This window comes from Wocania ichthyoenteri Th78, from assembly GCF_000789235.1.
Classification (GTDB): domain Bacteria; phylum Bacteroidota; class Bacteroidia; order Flavobacteriales; family Flavobacteriaceae; genus Wocania_A; species Wocania_A ichthyoenteri.
The window spans coordinates 3755048-3775883 of record NZ_KN525716.1 but is presented as its reverse complement, the minus strand read 5'-3'; the positions used below and the strand labels follow the sequence as shown (position 1 = coordinate 3775883).

Annotated in this window: 11 protein-coding genes; 9 read left to right on the top strand and 2 right to left on the bottom strand. The window is 34.2% G+C overall.

What is annotated here, in order from left to right:
* Positions 1–47 precede the first annotated feature (47 nt).
* Positions 48–6137 (top strand): PKD domain-containing protein, encoded by a 6090-nt coding sequence (locus tag RG22_RS17425; protein ID WP_052143804.1) that lies wholly within the window; start codon positions 48–50, stop codon positions 6135–6137.
* Between the two features lie 8 nt (positions 6138–6145).
* Complete coding sequence (locus RG22_RS16330) at positions 6146–7141, top strand: PorP/SprF family type IX secretion system membrane protein (RefSeq protein ID WP_052143803.1); 996 nt, start codon at positions 6146–6148, stop codon at positions 7139–7141.
* 110 nt (positions 7142–7251) lie between these two features.
* Here the strand turns inward: RG22_RS16330 and RG22_RS16325 are convergent, their stop codons facing one another.
* A complete protein-coding gene (locus tag RG22_RS16325) occupies positions 7252–9243 on the bottom strand; it encodes a M1 family metallopeptidase (RefSeq protein WP_034045247.1) in 1992 nt (663 codons plus the stop codon).
* A gap of 109 nt (positions 9244–9352) precedes the next feature.
* On the opposite strand from RG22_RS16325, the gene recG reads away from it, so the two are divergent.
* Positions 9353–11455, top strand: a complete 2103-nt coding sequence (recG, locus tag RG22_RS16320; protein WP_034045244.1) for an ATP-dependent DNA helicase RecG — start codon at positions 9353–9355, stop codon at positions 11453–11455.
* A 42-nt stretch (positions 11456–11497) separates the two neighbouring features.
* On the top strand, positions 11498–12079 hold the full coding sequence (locus RG22_RS16315; protein WP_034045241.1) for a MiaE family protein: 582 nt from the start codon (positions 11498–11500) through the stop codon (positions 12077–12079).
* A gap of 60 nt (positions 12080–12139) precedes the next feature.
* Here RG22_RS16315 and RG22_RS16310 read toward each other — a convergent pair whose 3' ends face one another.
* On the bottom strand, positions 12140–13231 hold the full coding sequence (locus RG22_RS16310; protein WP_034045239.1) for a DUF2911 domain-containing protein: 1092 nt from the start codon (positions 13229–13231) through the stop codon (positions 12140–12142).
* Positions 13232–13406: 175 nt separating this feature from the next.
* On the opposite strand from RG22_RS16310, the gene RG22_RS16305 reads away from it, so the two are divergent.
* The 5 genes from RG22_RS16305 to RG22_RS17415 all read left to right on the top strand — a co-directional run bounded on the left by RG22_RS16305 (position 13407) and on the right by RG22_RS17415 (position 20406).
* Complete coding sequence (locus RG22_RS16305) at positions 13407–15575, top strand: endonuclease MutS2 (RefSeq protein WP_034045236.1); 2169 nt, start codon at positions 13407–13409, stop codon at positions 15573–15575.
* A 23-nt stretch (positions 15576–15598) separates the two neighbouring features.
* Positions 15599–16015: a thiol-disulfide oxidoreductase DCC family protein gene (locus tag RG22_RS16300; RefSeq protein WP_034045233.1), complete on the top strand. Its 417-nt coding sequence runs from the start codon at positions 15599–15601 to the stop codon at positions 16013–16015.
* Positions 16016–16592: 577 nt separating this feature from the next.
* The gene (locus tag RG22_RS16295) at positions 16593–17108 is read left to right on the top strand and encodes a T9SS type A sorting domain-containing protein (RefSeq protein WP_081997759.1); all 516 of its coding nucleotides are present in this window, start codon (positions 16593–16595) and stop codon (positions 17106–17108) included.
* 4 nt (positions 17109–17112) lie between these two features.
* Positions 17113–19404 carry a collagen-like domain-containing protein gene (locus RG22_RS17420; RefSeq protein WP_156113411.1) on the top strand — a complete coding sequence of 764 codons (2292 nt, stop codon included), beginning with the start codon at positions 17113–17115 and terminating at the stop codon, positions 19402–19404.
* A 129-nt stretch (positions 19405–19533) separates the two neighbouring features.
* A complete protein-coding gene (locus RG22_RS17415; RefSeq protein ID WP_052143800.1) occupies positions 19534–20406 on the top strand; it encodes a helix-turn-helix domain-containing protein in 873 nt (290 codons plus the stop codon).
* Positions 20407–20836: the final 430 nt, after the last annotated feature.

The window sequence follows — 20836 nt, the reverse complement described above, 5'->3', positions numbered from 1 at the left end:
AAAAAGAATATTTATTTTAGTCACAGCTATTAACTCAATTAACTTAAATGAGAAAAAATTATTTTCTGGGTACATTATCATTTTTTATAATTACCATCTCTATTTTTGCATTTAACGAAAAGGAGAAACCTAGTAACCAACAAAGTTCAATTACCTTAAATACTTCGGATAAATTATTACCGCCATCGGCAACTATTTCTGGTACAACAGAAGTTTGTAAAGACGAAACACCCCAGCCACAAATAACATTTACAGGATCTGGCGGTACAACGCCTTACACATTTACCTATATGCTAAATGGTGGCCCTAATCAAACCATTACAACCACGGGGGGTAACAATTCGATAAATCTATCTGCTAGTACCAATACTATTGGAACTTTTGTTTACGAACTTATTTCGGTAAGCGATAGTACTGGAGATTCAACCAATGAAAGCGGAACTGCTACTGTAACGGTAACCGAACCTATTATAGATTTTACTTTTAACAATGCTGGCACATGCGCTGGAACATCTGTTGATTTTGTATCTAATATTACCGGAAGTGCCCCTTTTACTTATAATTGGAGTTTTGGTGATGGGAATACATCAACAGTTGCAAACCCAACACACGAATTTGATATTGTGGGTTGTGGTTCTCAAAATGTTAGTGTAACACTAACAGTTACAGATTCAAATGGTTGTACTAACTCAGTTACCAAATCTATTTTAGTTGAAGAAAAACCAAGATTGGAATTTCGCGATATCGACAATCAGTTTGACCCCTTTAATAATTGCGGTAATAATACTACTGATCCATCATATACTATTAATGTTGGCATTGACAACGTTTCTGCCACTTGTATAAATTCTTATACTGTTGATTGGGGCGACGGAAGCACCATTGAAACTAATGTTACATTTCCAGCTACACATACTTACACACAATTAGGCTCTTTTAACATGGACATAACAGGAATTGGAAGCAATTGTGATAATACTGTTACTTATTTGATTAAAAACTCCAGCAACCCCACTGGGTCTATTGTAAATCCAGGGAATACAGTAAATTTATGTACACCTGTTTCTCCTCTTGAGTTTGCAATTGGCTCTTGGGGCACAAACCCTCCGGACACCAATTACTTTATTGATTTTGGCGATGGAAACACTGAAAGCTACACACAATCTCAATTAGAAGCATCAACATACTTTAATGCCGCAGACCCTGTAAATTCTCAAAATTTCCCAATTCCACATACATATACAGAAACGAGTTGTCCATTTAGTTATACTGTTTTTTTAAATATTACCACTTCGTGTGGACAAACCAATTTAACCGCTGGCCCTATCATTATTTTAAGAAAACCAGAAGTTGATTTTGAAGACCCGCCTATTAGCTGTGTGAATACTTCAGTGCAATTCGACAATACATCACTAGATGGATATAGCAATAATTGTAGCATTAACGATGGTTATTATTGGGATTTTGGGGATGGATCTACATCAACATTAAGAGATCCAAGTCATATTTATACAGCGCCCGGAACTTACACAGTTTCGTTATATGCTGAAAATTCTTGTGGTGTAACAAATACAGTAATTAAAAATATTTGTATTGAACCTGAGTTAATACCGAGCTTTACTTTAAATACGAATAACGGATGTTCGCCTTTAGATGTTCAAGTAACCAATAATACCGATTTAAGTTTAAGTTGCGGTACTGAGGAATATTTATGGGAAGTAACTTATGCTTCTGGTTTTTGCGGAACAACACCTCCAAATTGGAGTTTTACTAACGGAACAGATGAAACCTCAGCAACTCCATCCATAAGCTTTGTAACCGCTGGAACTTACACCCTAACACAAACCATAACAAATTCTTGTGGTAGCAATTCTATTTCTGAAACTATTGAAGTTAAACAACCACCAACGGCGACTATAAATAGTATTTCGGATTTTTGTGAAACAGCATCATTTAATCCTATTGCGGTTGTTGAGGATTGTGCGCCAGCTTCCGAAACTATAACTTACAGTTGGAATTTCCCTGGCGGAAGTCCAGCAACTTCAAGCACTTTAGATCCTGGTACAATTACGTACGCAACACCAGGAGATTACCAAGTTACTTTCAGCATAACAAATAGCTGCGGAACGACAACGGTAAATGAAGATTTTTCAGTAAATCCAATTCCGACGATTACGAATACCGATTTAACGCAAACCATTTGCTCTGGAACCGATACTGCCGAAGTTGTTTTAACTTCAAATTTATCAAACACAACATACTCGTGGACAGCAACTGCACCAACTGGAATAACAGGGTTTATTGCTTCTGGGAACACGAGTATCATTCCTATTCAAACTATTTTTAATTCAAATAACACTTCTGAAGACGTAACTTTTACCATCACTCCAACAACAAACGGCTGTACAGGTAACTCGGTGAATGTTGTAATTACTGTAGATCCAGCACCAGAATTCACAAGTCAACCGCAACCAGAAACCATTTGTTTAAACGGTGCTTTAAATTCGTTATCGGTTAGCGTCACTGGGGCAGGAACTCCAACCTATCAATGGTACAGCAATACCGTTGATGATAATACGACAGGCACGATTATAACTGGAGAAACAGCAACTACTTACACGCCGCCAAATAATCCAACAGGCATTATATATTATTACTGCGTGGTTTCTTTCCCAACAGGAATTGGTTGTAATGAAATCACTTCTAACACCGCTCGTATTGAGATTGTTGATGGACTTCAAATTGACATACAACCTATAGCAACCCAAAGTTTATGTGTTGGCGGCGATATCAATTCAGCTTTATCGGTTGTACATTCTGGAGGCACAGGTACAATAACATATCAATGGTATTCTAACACTACAAATTCTAATACTGGAGGAGTAATCATTACAGGTGCAACAAACGTAAATTATACCCCGCCTACTTTTAATACTGTTGGAAACTATTATTACTATGTTGAGATTTCTTCAAGCGGAAATGGGTGTAATGCTATAACTAGTGAAGTTGCTGAAATTGTAGTAGCTGATGACCCCACTATTACATCACAACCACTAGTCTCTCAAGAATTATGTCAAGGAACAACACCTCAAAATTTAGAGGTTGTTACTAGTGGCGGATTAGGAACTGTTTACAATTATCAATGGTATTCTAACACCACAAACTCTAATGTTGGAGGTACTTTAATTACTGGAGCAACAAATAGTATTTTTACACCGCCGACCACTACTATTGGAAACATATATTATTACTGTGTGATTACGCAGCCAGATCCTGGGTGTAGCGTTATAAGCGACACAGCTTTGGTTACAGTTAATGCAGCGCCTAACTTTACTGCACAACCCATTTCAGAAACCATTTGTTTTGGTGAAAGTTTAAATACGTTGTCAGTTGCAGTTGCCAATGGCGTGGGAACACCAACATATCAATGGTATTCTAACACAATTAATGATAACTTAACAGGAGCTGCTATTACTGGCGAAACTAACGCAACTTACAATCCACCTTCAACGAATATTGGAACGATTTATTATTATTGTATCGTTACATTTTCCGCTGGTGGTTGTACTGAAATCAACTCACAAACTGCAGAAATTACAATTAATCAAACACCAAATATTTCAGATAAAGCGATAACGATTTGTAGTGGCGTAAGCTTTCAAATTATTCCTGATTCATCCACAGGAGATATTGTACCCACTGGAACATTATACACATGGACAACACCAACTATTAATCCTGTTGGTTCAATTACGGGAGCTTCAAACGAAAGCACACCGCAATCAGATATTAGTCAAACATTAACAAACAATACCACAAATCCAGCAACTGTAACCTATACCGTTACACCTATTTCTGGTATTTGTGCTGGCGCGGATTTTACCATCAACATAACCGTTAACCCTTCAATAAGCATTACAACCAATCAAATAAACAGCGATTGTTATTTAGCTAACAACGGTTCTCTTGACATTTCAATAACTGGTGGCGTGCCTTTTACAACAGGAAATCCGTATCAAATTTCTTGGACTGGGCCAAACGGATTTACTAGTACCAATGAAGATATTTCTAATTTAGAACCAGGTGATTATACCGTGGTGATTAATGACGACGGCGGTTGCCCATTTACAGATACTTTTACCATTTTAGAACCTGATGAACTGATTTTTAGCAATATTAATTTCGACCCAGAAACGATCTCCTGTTTTGGTGCAAATGATGGCGAAATTGATATTAATATTTCTGGAGGTACAACGCCATATACTTATAATTGGACACGAAATGGAAATCCTTTTGATACTACCGAAGATTTATCAAATTTAGGTCCAGGTGACTATCAAATAACCGTAACCGATGCTAACAATTGTACACCTATAGTTGAAAATTTCTCTATTATTGAACCCAATTTGCTTCAAGCTAGTTTAATCAATCAAACTGATATTATTTGTTTTGGAGATGCCACAGGTGCTATCAATATTGATGTTGTTGGTGGCAGGCCTATTGAGGTTTCAGCAGGCGTTTTCGACTATAATTATGCATGGACAGGACCAAATGGATTTACAAGTACCTCTCAAAACATTTCAAATTTAATTGCTGGTACATATAACTTAGTAGTTACCGACAAATCTGGCTGTACTGATGATTTAGAAGTTATTTTAGATCAATCTGATGAAATCATAATCGATTATACTACCACCGAAATTGAGTGTTATGGTGACAATAATGCGTCTATCACTATCAATAATATTTCTGGAGGAAACCCACCTTACACAATAGCTTGGAGTAATTTAGGCTCAGGGAATATTCAAAGCAATCTATCTGCTGGCACCTACACGATTACAGTTACAGACGATACAAATTGTGAAAAACAAGCTACTATTATTATTGACGAAGCACCTATTTTTACCATAAACCCTGTTGTAAATAATGTGTCGTGCTTCGGCGAAAATGATGCCAGCATTAGTTTAAATCTTGTTGGAGGCATCAACCCTGTGACTTTAGTTTGGGATGATGATGCCACTGCTGGCCTAGAAAGAAACAACATTGGCCCTGGCACATACACTGTAACTATTACCGATGGCACACCTTGTGCTATTACTGAAACCTTTACTATAATTGAACCAGATGCTTTAGAGTTATCGGCAACCACAACCGATGCTTTAGATTGCGATGACGCCAATAGCGGCGCAATAAACGCAGTCGTTACTGGTGGTACACTTCCTCTTACTTATTCATGGTCTAATGGCGCAAATACAGAGGATTTAACAAATACGCCTCCAGGAGATTACACCCTTACCGTTACAGATACAAATGGTTGTACAATTTCAGATAGTTGGACGATTAATAGATTCGATCCTCTTGAGATTTCGGTTGAAACTATAACCGATTTCGATTGCGAAACACGGTATGTCAATCAATCTTTTGTAGCTAATGTAACTGGTGGTATACCGCCGTATCAAATCAATTGGTCTAGCGGAACTATTAGCGGTGTAAACAACGAAATAATGAATACCAATCAAGACGGCTTAGTAATTGTTGATGTTACTGATAGTTTTGGTTGCACCACAAGCTACTCTCACAATGTTGAAATCCCAGTTTTGGGCGATGCCGATTTTACTCAAAACTCCACAGGGTTTAGCACTTATGGTTTTTATTCTATTGAAGACCCCATTCAATTTACAAACACTTCTATTGGTGATTATATAAGTGTGTCTTGGGATTTTGGAGATGGTAATTTTTCAAGTGAAGAAAATCCAACACATACCTATTTAACTATCGGCACTTACGTTGCAACACAAACCGTAACCTACCCTTTCGGATGTGTGTACACTAAAGTAATCACATTAAATATTGAAAAAGGTTACGCACTAATGATGCCTAACGCGTTCACACCAAATAACGATGGACTTAACGATTTTTTCAATCCTTCATTTATAGCATTGAGTAATATGAAATTAGATATTTACGATACTTGGGGAAGTTTAATCTATTCTGAAGTTGGTGAAAATTTAAAAGGATGGAATGGAAAAATTAAAGATTCCGAAGCCGAAAACGGTAATTATTATTACACATTTTCTGGTGACACGTTTTATGGAAAAACCATTACCTCAGAAGGTGCCTTTGTATTAATTAAGTAATCAAAAAAATGAAAATAAAGATACTATCTATAATAATTATCAGTTGTATTTATTTAAAATCAAACGCTCAAGATCCAGTATTTACGCAATATTTTCAAGTTCCCGAAACTATAAATCCAGGGTTTTCAGGTTTTGAAGATGCTACTTATTTTGGACTTATTCACAGAACACAATGGCCTAGTCTAGATTTAAGGGTAGATACCGAATATGCCTTTTTTAACACTTGGATAGAAAATGTTGGTGGTCTTGGTTTTAGTATTTTAAATCAGCACGAAAACAATACCAATTATAATCATTTACAAGGAAATGTTAACTATTCTTATCATGTTAAATTAGCCAACGATTGGTATTTTAGACCCGCAGTTGAAGTTGGTTTTGGCACAAAATCCTTTAATTTTAGAAACTTAGTTTTAGCCGACCAGATTAATATTGGTGCTGGAACAATAAACCCTATATCATCAGATATTTTTGCAATGAATGCCAACCGAAACATCACGTTTTTCGATTTTACCGCTGGCTTTGTATTCGACAAAAAAAACACGCGAAATGACACCGATTTATGGCTAGGTGCTTCCATTAAACACTTAAACAAACCTAACATTTCATTTGTAGAAAATGGTAATGTACCCTTAGATATTTTTTACTCCTTACATGCCAATTATAAGTTCCCATATTTTGATTATAACGATATGCTTATTTCACTTAATTATATGCAACAAGGCGAGTATAATCGATTGGATGTGGGCACAACTGTAAAGTTAGAAAAACTCATGTTAGGTGCTATGGCAGTTACAAATCCCGCTAAAAATAATATGAATAGTCATTTATTAACTTCTATAAATGCATTTATTGGGCTAGAATTAGAGCGCTTTCGTTTTGGATTTTCTTATGATTTTAATACTTCCAAAATTGGAAGAACCGATGGCGTTTACGAAATTTCAATAACCTATTTAGCAGATTGCTTAATATGTAGAAACCCAACTAATACAGAACGGAGAAAGTGATTACGTCACAATGAACTTGTTTCAGGGTCACATAAAAACTGATGTTATTTACTAATTTACATACTATGTGATTCTGAAATAAATTCAGAATGACAAAACATCATTTTATTCTAGTTTTTATCAGCAGTATTTTTCAATAACTCTTTTGCAAATTTTGAAAATCGCCAATTGTGATGGGTTGTAGCTTGTTTTAAATTTTCTTGACAAACATCTCCGCAAGATTGAATCCATGCTAAATAACTAAAAGCATTCATTCTAACTTCAAAACCGTACTTAGAGCTAGTATAATTAACTAATTCATTAAAATAAAGTTCGCTATTCTCTGGCTCAAAATCATCACTAATTAAAGCTAATGTTAACCAAAGCGTTCTTACATTCTTATCATTAAAACCAATAATCCCTTTTGTTTTATTGAGGTATTTATTTTGATTTTTTGGAAAATTATTCCATAAATTAAATAATGCAACTTCAGTAGTTATATATGATTTATCATCTAGCAAAGATTCATAATCAACTTTTAATTCTAAAGGAATTTCACGCATCGTTTTAGCAATAGCTTGACGAGACTTAATATCTTTTATGAAAAATGTAGATTTTGAAATGTTATTTCCTAAATCATTAATAACTTTTTCTTTAAAAAAACTACTACTATTATCTAATAAAAAGATTTTACACGCTTCTGGCATTACTTTACAATCATTATTTAGGTATTGATTAATAGACATTGAATTTAATTGTAAATTCTTCTTAATTTCACTGTAATTAAGGTTGCTACTTTTAAGCCAAATTTCAACGAACTCATCTAAATTCTGCCCACTAGCCTTTTCAACCTCATTTATAAAGTCATTAGTTTCAACATTCTTAAATTGATACTTCTTTAAATAAGTTTTAACCGCTTTTTTAAAAACCCTATCTCCTACTCGCTCTCTTAAAATATGCAACACCCAAGCACCTTTTTTATAAAACGTGGTACTACTCGATTTAGGGTTTAAAAGCGAAGTGCTTCCTCCTGCTTTATCTTGTTCTAATAGTTCTTGAGCATATTCATATAATCGCCAATAGTAATAATCGTCTCCAAAAATATCGCGTTCTGCTAATAAGGCGTAATAGGTTGCAAAACCTTCTTGCAACCAATGATGCGTGCCAGATTTTGCAGTTACCAAATTACCAAACCATTGGTGCGCTAATTCGTGAGCATTGACATTAACATAGTTTTTATCTACAAACCCAATAGAATCTATAACAAAAGAATCTGCAAAAATAGTTGTTCCTGTATTTTCCATGCCTGCATACAAAAAATCTTTTACAGGCACTTGTTTGTAGTTTTGCCACGGATATGGCACACCAATTTCTTCTTCTAAAAAATCAAACATTTGTTTCGTGTAGCGATAAGTAGGCTCTACTTTTAATGAATCCTCTGGGTAATAATACATTTCTAAAGGAATTCCACTTTTTGAGTATTCTACTTTTTTTTTGTATTTACCAATAGCTAATGCGACTAAATAGCTAGACATGGGTTTTTGCATGTCGTAGTACCAGGTGGTTGTTGATGCATTGATTTGTTTATCTGTTAATTTCCCGTTGGTGATAATTTCGTAATCCTTATCAAATGTTATGGATAAATCGAATTCAATTTTATCATTCATATCATCAATACTCGGCAACCAATTACTTGTGTATTTGCCTTGACCTTGGGTCCAGACCTGCCCTCCTTGTTGATTGAGGTTCTCGAAATCACCATTTTCATTTGCCCAATCAATAAAATACAAGGCTTTTTTGGGACTTGTTTCCCAAATAACATCAATTTTATGCTTACTATTAGCTTTAAAAGGATGTTTTATAATCAGTTGTTTTCCGTTGTATAAGCTATCTTCAAACTGTTCATTTAATTTATATTTAATGCTGTCAAAATCTTTAGCATCTATAAAAACAGAATCGACATCTTTTAAAATTTCAAATTCATAAGTAACAAGTCCCTTAAGTTCTTTATTCTTTAAATCCCAAAAACCAATTTCAGCTTTAGCCGTTTTAAAATCAACATAATCCGTTTGTTGAGAAAAAGAAATTAAGGTGAGAAAGAAAAAGACTGAAAAATATTTCATAAATAAGTTATAATAACGATCATACCAAAATACAACTTTTAATAAGAATCTGAAAAGTAACAACTTGATAAGATTCCCACTTTCGTGATAATTAATTAAATTCGCTTTTATGTCTGTTAACCTTCAAACTCCCATAGATTATTTAAAAGGCGTTGGCCCAAATCGTGCTGATTTATTACGCAAGGAATTGGGTATTCATACCTATCAAGATTTAATCAACTTGTTTCCAAATAGATATATTGATAGAACGCAGTATTATAAAGTCAATCAATTGCAGCGTAATAATGCTGATGTGCAAATTATTGGCAAAATAACAGGTTTTAAAGAAGTGGCGCAAAAACGGGGGAAACGTTTGGTAGCAACCTTTCAAGATGACAGTGACACAATGGAACTCGTTTGGTTTAGAGGGCAAAAATGGATTCGAGAAAATTTAAAACTGAATAAACCCTATGTCGCTTTTGGCAAAACCAATTGGTTTAGTGGTAAATTTAATATGGCTCACCCCGATTTAGAGTTGTTGGAAGACCACGAAAAAAACCTAAGTTCGGGGATGCAGGCTATTTATCCGTCTACCGAAAAATTATCCAATAAAGGCATTAGTAACCGCGTGATGAGTAAAATCATGCAGCAATTATTTATTGAAGCTGGCGGAAAGTTTACAGAAACCTTATCGGAAAATTTACTTTCAGAATTAAAATTGATTTCAAAAAAAAACGCTCTTTTTAATGTTCATTTTCCGAAGCATCAAGAGCTACTTTCTAAGGCACAATATCGATTAAAATTTGAAGAATTATTCTATATTCAGTTGCAACTCATTTTAAAAAACCTCATTCATAAATCAAAAATAAAAGGCTTTTCTTTTGAAAAGGTGGGCGACTATTTTAACACCTTTTTTTCAAGCCATTTACCCTTCGAATTAACCAACGCACAGAAACGTGTTTTAAAAGAAATTCGTGCCGACTTAGGGAGTAATGCCCAAATGAATCGGTTGTTGCAAGGCGATGTAGGTTCTGGCAAAACTATAGTCGCACTCATGTCAATGTTAATAGCACTTGACAACGGTTTTCAAGCCTGTTTGATGGCGCCGACTGAAATTTTGTCAGTCCAACACTATAACGGATTAAGTGAGTTGTGTAATAATTTGAATATCAACATAAAACTATTAACAGGCTCAACCAAAACTTCAGAACGAAAAAAAATTCATGAATCTTTAGAAAATGGTGAATTACAAATACTAATTGGTACACACGCTCTACTCGAAGACAAGGTGAAATTTAAGAATTTAGGACTCGCAATAATTGATGAACAACACCGGTTTGGAGTAGCACAACGATCAAAATTATGGAAAAAAAACACCTCTCCTCCACACGTTTTAGTGATGACTGCAACACCAATTCCTAGAACATTAGCGATGTCTGTTTATGGCGATTTAGACATCTCTGTAATTGATGAATTACCACCAGGAAGGAAGGCGATAAAAACAGTGCACCGTTACGACAAAAACCGACTTAATGTTTTTAAATTTATTCGCGATGAAATTGATAAAGGCAGACAAATTTATATTGTTTATCCGTTAATTAAAGAAAGTTCCGCTATGGACTATAAAGATTTGATGGATGGCTACGAGAGTATTTCTAGAGATTTCCCCATGCCAAAATATCAAATATCTATAGTTCACGGAAAAATGAAACCTGCGGACAAAGATTACGAAATGCAACGTTTTATTAAAGGTGAAACTCAAATTATGGTAGCCACAACGGTTATTGAAGTTGGGGTTAACGTACCTAATGCTTCGGTGATGATTATTGAAAGCGCAGAACGTTTTGGATTATCTCAATTACACCAATTACGTGGTCGCGTTGGTCGTGGTGCAGAACAGAGTTATTGCATACTAATGACGAGTCATAAATTGAGTAGCGATAGCAAAACGCGTTTAGAAACCATGACAAGAACTAATGATGGCTTTGAAATTGCCGAAGTAGATTTACGTTTACGCGGTCCAGGAGATATTATGGGTACTCAACAAAGCGGTGTACTAAACTTAAAAATTGCAGATATTATTAAGGATAACAATATTTTACAAAGCGCTAGATTTTATGCAAAAAAGGTTCTTCAAAACGACCCTGCGCTTTCTAAACAAGAGCATAGTGTATTGCTTGATACCTATAAACAATTAGGAAAGTATAAGAATATTTGGAATTATATTAGTTAAATTACAAACAAATATTACTTTCACATTAAACAAACAATTTATGTGCTTCATTTAAAACTAGAAACTGATCCGCGTTGGGTAAACATTGCAGAATCAAATCTAGAAGAAATATTAACCGATCATGCCTGGTGTGAACAAAAAGCGGCGACAAATGCGATAACAATTATTACTTTAAATTCTGAATATACCGACTTAGTTACCGATTTACTGCTTTTGGCTCAAGAAGAATTAGAACACTTTAAAATGGTACATGATATTATAAAGAAACGAGGCTACAAATTAGGTAGAGAGCGCAAAGACAGCTATGTAAACGAACTTTATAAATTTATGAATAAAGGCGGAAACAGATTGCAATCTATGGTAGATAGATTATTGTTTTCTGCCATGATTGAAGCTAGAAGTTGCGAGCGTTTTAAGTTACTTTCAAAAGAAATAAAAGACCCTGAACTTTCAAGATTTTATCACGATTTAATGATTAGCGAAGCTGGACATTACACAACTTTTATTGGTTTTGCGCGCAAATACGGAAAAGAAATTGATGTTGATAAACGTTGGAAAGAACTTGTAAATTTTGAAAGTGAAATTATTAAAAAATATGGAAAGTCTGAAACTATTCATGGATAAAAAAGCTCAATCCATAAGATTGAGCCTTTAAAAACTGATTGTAGTTTGATTGATGATCTTTTATATAACGCCTAATTCTTTCAAATGTTTTTCAGAATTAGCTTTAACATTAGCAGGCGGATTAAGTGATAGTGATTTTTTAAAGTTTTTTATAGCATTCTTTTTATCTCCCATATTCTTATAACATTCACCCAAACTATCATAAACATTAGCATTTTTTGGATTATTCTCAACATTCAATTTAAAATATTCTAAGGCTCTGTTAAAATCCTTTATACCCATCATTTGGTAACCTAATGTGTTTAATTGATTTGTATTAGCCATGGCTGAAGCTTCGTCCATTAATACAGCATACTCATCTGCTCTTCCTAATTTATTAAGTATCTGCCCTTTAATCGCTAGATTATTAAATGTTTTTTGACTGTAAAAATTGCCCGCTATAGCGCCATCAATCCATTTTAAAGCTTCATTTAAATCTCCGCCATTGCCTAAAGAAAAACGAGCCGCTTGTTCCCAATTTTGACGCTGAAATCCATCTTGACCTTTAAATTTAGTTCTAAAATCGTTCAACACAATATCTGTAACATCAAAAGATACATTAATGGGAAAGCCTTTTTTCTCCCAAGCTAAAGTCGCTGTTGCAGAATTAGCAGCAACATTATTAAATTCAAAAGTCAATAATTCATGGTGCGGGACAGTAATCGTTTTAATTTCTGCTCGTAAGGCATCTTTACTTTTATCATAGAAATAACTACCCCAAGCTTCAGCATCGTGTGATAAAATAAGTGTTGCGGTATCGTCTGCTTTCACTTCAAAATGTAAGCCGTAAGTTCCCGCTTTTATAGGATTTCCTTCAACTTTAGCATTATGTGTAAACGTAATAGTTGTATTTTCATTAGCACCAGCACGCCATGGTGCAGCGGTAGACGTACCAAAGCCAAGGTTATTCATACCATAAGGCACCAATTTTCCCCAAACTTTTCGACCGTTTACACTTGGTCTTGAATACGTTATTGAAACATCCGAAACACCTATGCGTTGCGATATAGTAGCTTGCTGACTACCACGTGGTGTGTTTAATTGAGCAAATGTACTGAAACTAAAAGTTAGCATCAGTAGCATACAAAATGTGGTAAGTTTGTTGTTTTTCATTTTTGATTGTATTTAGTTTGTACCTCAAGGTATATACAAATCGTAACCGCAAGTGTTAGCGTTTTGTTAAAGAAGATTGCAAAACTGTTAATTAACTATTTATTAAGAAGAGTTTAGCAACACAAAACATCTCAAAGAGAATGTTTAACTTTGCTAGCCTTTTATAAAAATAAGAATGATACACATTCACGAAAAGACATTACAAGATTTAGAATTTCATACAGTTTTACAGCAAGTTAGCGAACATTGCGTAACGCCTCTAGGAAACGATAGAGCACTTCAGATTTCACCATATAGGAAAAAAGAAGAGCTACAAATAGTGCTACAACTAACCAATGAATATTTATCATCTTTTTATAACGATAATCGCATTCCTAATCATGGTTTTGATACCATAGCTAAAGAAATTAAGCTTTTACGAATAGAAAACACATATTTAGAAGTACACAGCTTAAAAAAATTGGTCTCAATTTCGTTAACAACCAATGAAATAGTTACCTATTTAAAAAAGTTTGAAGAATACTATCCAAATTTAAACGCATATGCTTCGCATATAGAAGTTACTAAAGTTATTATCGAGAAAGTAGATGCTATTGTTGACCGTTTTGGAGACATAAAAGATAATGCATCTACATTACTTTTTGATTTACGTCAAGCCGTTAACAAAATAAAAGGCAAAATAAATGCTAGTTTTTCATCGGCTTTAAACACATATTACAATCTTGAATATTTGGATGATATTCGAGAATCTGTAGTCGACAACAAACGTGTGTTAGCCGTAAAAGCCATGTACAGGCGTAAGGTTAAAGGCGTCATTATGGGCGGCAGCAAAACAGGCAGTATTATATACATTGAGCCTGAAACCACTTTACAACATTCACGCGAGCTCAATAATTTAGAATACGAAGAACAGGAAGAAATTATTAGAATTTTAAAAGAAGTTACAAATTACATTCGTCCATTTTTAAAACTATTAGAAGATTACCAAACCTTTTTGATTGATATTGACGTGATTTCAGCTAAAGCGAAATATGCTAAATCCATGAACGGTATTCTTCCAGAAATTTCAGAAGCTAGAAGTATGTTTTTGCGAGATGCGTATCACCCATTACTCTATTTAAACAATTTAGAAAAGAAAGAAACTACATTTCCTCAAAGCATACAATTAAAAGAAGACAGCAGAATTATTGTTATTTCTGGTCCCAATGCTGGCGGAAAAAGCATCACCTTAAAAACCGTTGGCTTATTACAAGTTATGCTGCAAAGTGGTATGTTAATTCCTGTGCATGAACGTAGTCATGTTTGTCTATTTGATAGGATTTTAAGCGATATTGGAGATAATCAATCCATTGAAAATCATTTAAGCACATACAGCTATCGCTTAAAACAAATGAATTATTTTTTAAAAAAGTGTAATAGAAACACGCTTTTTTTAATTGATGAGTTTGGCACGGGAAGCGACCCAGAATTGGGAGGTGCTTTGGCTGAAACTTTTTTAGAAGAATTTTATCATCGCGAAGCTTTCGGTATTATTACAACACATTATTCTAATTTAAAAATATTAGCAAATGAATTGCCGTTTATGCTGAATGCGAATATGCTATTTGATGAACGCAGCTTAGAACCGCTTTTTAAACTCGTTATCGGTCAAGCCGGAAGTAGCTTCACATTTGAAGTCGCACAAAAAAATGGTATTCCGTACAGTTTAATAAATCGTGCAAAAAAGAAAATTGAACGCAGCAAAATACGTTTTGATGCTACTATTGCAAAGCTTCAAAAAGAACGCTCAAAACTTGAAAAGACAGGGCAATCTTTAAAACTTAATGAAAAAAAGAAGATTGAAGAAGCCGATAAATTAGAAGAAATTAATGCAAAAATTCAAAAGAAGCTAGAAAGCTATCAAGAGCTATACGATAGCAACCAACGCCTTATTTATTTAGGACAAAAACTAAACGACATTGCCGAAAAGTATTTTGAAAATAAGCAAAAAAAGGTTTTAATGGATGAACTATTCAAATTGGTTCAAATTGAAAATTCTAAACGTAAAAGAGTTTCCGCGAAAGCAAAAAAAGTAATAAAGGCTAAAGAAAAACAAGTAAAACAGGAAGCAGAAAAGAAAGTAAACGTTATTAGAAAAAAGAAAAAGGTAGCAAAACAAAAAGCTATTGAATCACCTAAACCAAAACCTACACTAAAAGTAGGCGATCGCGTTAGGATGGAAGATGGACGTGCTATTGGCAGCATTGATAAAATTGAAAAAAATAAAGCGGTTGTAAATTACGGAATCTTTACAACTAATGTAAGCATTGAACAATTGGAGCTTGTTGAAGCTGGTACAAAGTAAGCACTTATAAATGTTAAGTAAAAATGATAGACCTACCAAAACATAAAAAACTAATACTGTTTGACGGCATTTGTAACCTTTGCAACAGCAGTGTTCAGTATGTGATAAATCATGATAAAAAGAATATTTTTATATTTACTGCTTTACAAAGTGAAGTTGGTAAAGAAGTAATTAAAGAATTCAAAATAGATACTTCAAAAACAGATTCTATATTGCTTTATTCTCCAGAAAAAGGAATAGATTATAAAAGTACTGCTGCTTTAAAAATAGCTAACAAACTTGGATTTCCTCAAAATTTAATAAGTGTATTTTTTATTATTCCTCCGTTTATACGCAATTGGGTTTATGATTACATTGCAAAAAATAGATATAAATGGTATGGCAAAAAAGAAAGCTGCATGATTCCTACGCCTGAATTAAAAAATAGGTTTTTAGAGTAATTTAAACATTTATCATGTCGAAATAACAAATAATTCTGCATCATAAAATAATGACAGAGGTTTTTTTTGATTATTTCATGATGATTTCCCTTTATTGTCAAAATTATAAATGAGTTTAATATCTAATTTTCTAATTTTAAGAATACGTAAATAATATTTTCGTTAGATTAACTAAACAAGTATTCAATTTTTATTTCAGACGATTAAATATTTTTTTAATCGATAAAAAGTATATTTATTAGATAAATTTTTTGTTTTATCAAAATCAATTCTATATTTGTGTTGCGAAAATTACTACTAGTCATATAGCCAAAAGCGGTATATATGACATCCTATTTATCAAAAAAAACTAACTTTTTAGTTATTATCCCCTTTACCAATGTCAATATTGGTTGTTTACTAAATCATATTTTTTATAACTTTTGTTTATCTCGTTATGTAGGTTCTTACGTTTCATACAAGCGTATATTTTTCAGATACCATTTCCAAGCTTTTATGCTCTATCAAAGCTCAGCACATTCGAGCGTTATAGCAGTTATATTATTTCCCTATAAACATTTACTCAAAACTTTTTTATATGATGAAAAACACCCCTATTAAACAAAAATTAGCCAAACCTAAGTTAAAGGTTATAATAGCACTCGCTATATGCTTTTCTTTATTTGGCACAGCACAGGCTCAAGAAGTAGTTCTTACCTCTGGTAGTGATGCCTCGGACACTGGTGGTTCCGCAAGTTATTCTGTTGGGCAAACCGTACAGGCTACATTAACAGGAACCAATGGCTTTGCTTACCAGGGTATTCAATTTTATTTTGAATCCGAAACATTGTCTATTGTAGATACAGCAAACAACCTTAATGTTTCCACCTATCCCAACCCTTCCTCATCAACCCTAAATTTAAGAGTAAGTGGTATAGAAAAGAGCAAACTGTCCTATAAACTATTTAATCTTTTAGGTGTATTAATGACTAGTGGAGAAGTAACAGGCAACATCACTAAAATTGATATAGACCATTTACCTATGGCTACTTATCTATTAGCGATAAACAATTATAATAACACAATTAAAACCTTTAAAATCATTAAAAATTAACCCAATGAAAAAATTATACCTATTATCCATCTTGTTTTTGTGTACAATAAGCCTATTTGCACAAACCCCACAAAAAATGAACTATCAAGCTATTGTTAGAAACTCCAGCGACATGATTTTAGCTGACCAAAATGTTGGTGTACAGATTAGTATTTTACAAGGCAGTGCATCCGGCACTGTAGTTTACGCCGAAACCCAAACACCTACAACCAATGCTAATGGTTTATTCAGTATAGAAATTGGTATAGGAACTTTAGTTAGTGGTAATTTCTCAACCATAGATTGGGCCAATAACACCTATTTCATAAAAACTGAAATAGATCCTACCGGTGGTACAAGTTACAATATCACTGGAACCAGCCAACTAGCCAGTGTTCCTTATGCGCTGTACGCAGCAAATTCTGGAAGCTCAACACCTGGTCCTCAGGGTATTCAAGGTATACCGGGAAATGATGGTACAAACGGAGCTGATGGTGCAGATGGAGACTCGGCATACCAAATATGGTTGGCTGCAGGCAATACGGGAACGGAAGTCGAGTTTTTGGCAAGTTTAGTTGGTGCAACTGGTGTGCAAGGGCCACAAGGGATTTCTGGGAATGACGGTGCTGATGGCGCAAACGGAAGTGATGGTTCTGATGGTGATTCTGCTTATCAAATATGGTTAGCAGCAGGCAATACGGGAACGGAAGCCGAGTTTTTAGCAAGTTTAGTTGGCGCAACTGGTGCCCAAGGGCCACAAGGGATTTCTGGGAATGACGGTGCTGATGGCGCAAACGGAAGTGATGGTTCTGATGGTGATTCTGCTTATCAAATATGGTTAGCGGCAGGTAATACAGGAACGGAAGCCGAGTTTTTAGCAAGTTTAGTTGGCGCAACTGGTGCGCAAGGGCCACAAGGGATTCCTGGGAATGATGGGGCTGACGGTTCAGATGCAACAGTAACCATAATCAATAACCTTACTTCTACAAGTACTACGGAAGCATTATCTGCGGCTCAAGGAAAAGTATTAAAAGATTTAGTAGATACTAAGGTAAACACCGCTATAATTAACGACCTTACTACAGGTGGTACAACCGATGCGCTTTCTGCCGAACAAGGTAAAACATTAGAAAATAGTAAAGCAGCAAAAGCGAACGTATTAGAACTTGACAATACTAATGCGTTTACACCTGATGCTGATTATGAGCCAGCTACAAAAAAATATGTAGATGATTCTAATACCACTATAATAAACGACCTTACTACAGGTGGTACAACCGACGCCCTTTCTGCCGAACAAGGTAAAACATTACAAGACTCTAAACTTGATAAAACCTTGACAAATGCCAACCTACTGGTAGGTAATAGCAGTAATGTTGCTACATCAGTTGCCTTAAGCGGCGATGCCACTTTAGCAAACGATGGCACACTTACCATTACAGACAATGCCATAGATGGCACCGATATTTCGTTAAGTGGTGAAACTGCAGGAGATATGGCATATTTTAATGGGACTGACTGGGTGCGTTTACCAAAAGGTACAGCCAACCAATCTTTAGTAATGAACAATGGAGCAACAGCTCCAGAATGGCAAAGTGGCGGAGCTACAGAAGACGTAGAGGTAGTTCTTGCAAGTGCCACTGGTGGCAATGGAACAAGTATTGCCATTCCAGCCAATGTAAGTGATTATGAATACATTAGACTTGAAACAGATAATTGGGATATAGCTTCTAATTTACACGCTGTTCATGGTACGATATTAGTATCAAACATGGCAGGTAAAAGGATTTTAATTTATGCGGACACAGTATACTATCTTCATGCAGATATAAATGCATCCGGTACAAGTCTAACAGTACATTGTAGTGGTACAGCTAATTTTAGAATTGTTGGTATCAAAGCCCAAAAAACAGTATTAGACCCTTCTTTAACCACCGTAATAGACGACGATACTTTTGCTACGGCTTCTAGTAGTAACGTACCAAGTGCAGAAAGTGTAAAAGCTTTAATGGATAATACTGTTAATGCAATGGTAAAGCATCCAACAGAGGAGATTCGATATATTGATATAGGCGATGTACGCATGCAATGGGGGATGTTAACTGTTAACGGTAGTGCTCAACTTTCTGTGTATGAGATGGGCAGTGCTACGGGATCATCACTTACTGCCACTATAATGGCAGACCAGAACAATACTGGTGTATTTGTTTCGCACGCCAATATAACTTCAACAAACCAAATTTCTTTTAATGTAAAACAAAATGGCAGTCCAACATTAGCTACTCTACGTTGGATGTTGATTGGACCAAAACCATAATCATTTAAATTTTAAAAATCATAAAAAGCTGAATAACAACCTAAAAAGTTATTCAGCTTTTTTTTCTTAAATATTTAGAAAAATCTATCTAACTTTTTACCTTAGTAGCATAAAACTATCCCTCTACATATGGAATTCAAAGATCTAAAAAAAGGCTACAAACTAATTGAATGTGAAAATTTAGAAATAGCCGCTTCTTGTGAAGCGCATTTTGAAGAAGATGAATGCATTGTTAACGAATATTATCAACCTTATAGTTTCCTTTTTTTTGTTGAACAAGGAGTTGTAGAAATTGAACTAGATAACAAACTACATCGATACAACAAAGGAAGTTTTATTTTAGTAAGAAAGCATCTTCATGCAAAAGTATCTAAACGATTTACTAAAGAAGAAGGACAAGCAAAAACATATACATTTATAATGCCCGATAAGTTTTTAAGAAACGTTATTGCAAATTTTAAATTTGAAAAAGACCTACAACCCATAGGTGAACGTATTTTAGAACTAGCACCAACCCAAAGATTACATAATATTATCACAAATATTAAAACTGCTGTAGACAACAAACAACATATAGACACTATAGAATTAGAAGCAAATATAGTACAATCTTTAAGAGCTATTATAGATTCAAATCATAAACTAGCTATACTTTTTAAAGAATTCTCTTTAGCCGAAAGAGCCGATTTGTATTTATTTATGAACCTTAATTTCATGTTGAAAACATCTTTAAAAGAGTTAGCAGAACTATCTGGGAGAAGTTTATCTACTTTTGAAAGAGAGTTTAAACTTATTTTTAATGAAACGCCTCATAAATGGGTATTGAAAAAACGCCTACAATTAGCTTACGATTTATTAAAAGACCCCAATAATTCGGTTAGTGACATATACCTTCAAGCTGGTTTTGAAGATTTAGGGCATTTTAGTAAAACTTTTAAAAAAGAGTTTGGTGTAAACCCATCTGTAATTAAAAACCTAAAAGTACTTAAAGCTACTATTTAAAAGCAAATTTTAAATAGTAGCTTTAAGTTTTCCTTTTTCCAGAATTAAATACTTAAAAATCGCACAAAAATAGTTTGCTTCTATTTTGAGTTTTTGGTTTATAATTTACGCATATAATCACTTCTTCAAGTTAAATTTCTTCCAGAATTTAATATCAGAGAAGTGTTTTTTTGAGAGTACCTTAAATGTCTTATTCTTAACTAATATAAAATTATAGTTTTTAGCACTTATCGAATTTGTTCTACGAGCATGTTTTTGAATTCCTCTTAAAATTTGATGTTTTTAGACAAATAACCTTGTGTTTATATACCTTAATTTGAATAGAAATTGTATTTGTGTATTCATTTTACAAAACAAATTAAAAAGGGAAGCTGGCAAATACCAATTAATATAGTTTAAATGACTGGTTAAATTTTCGCAAGGTTAAAAT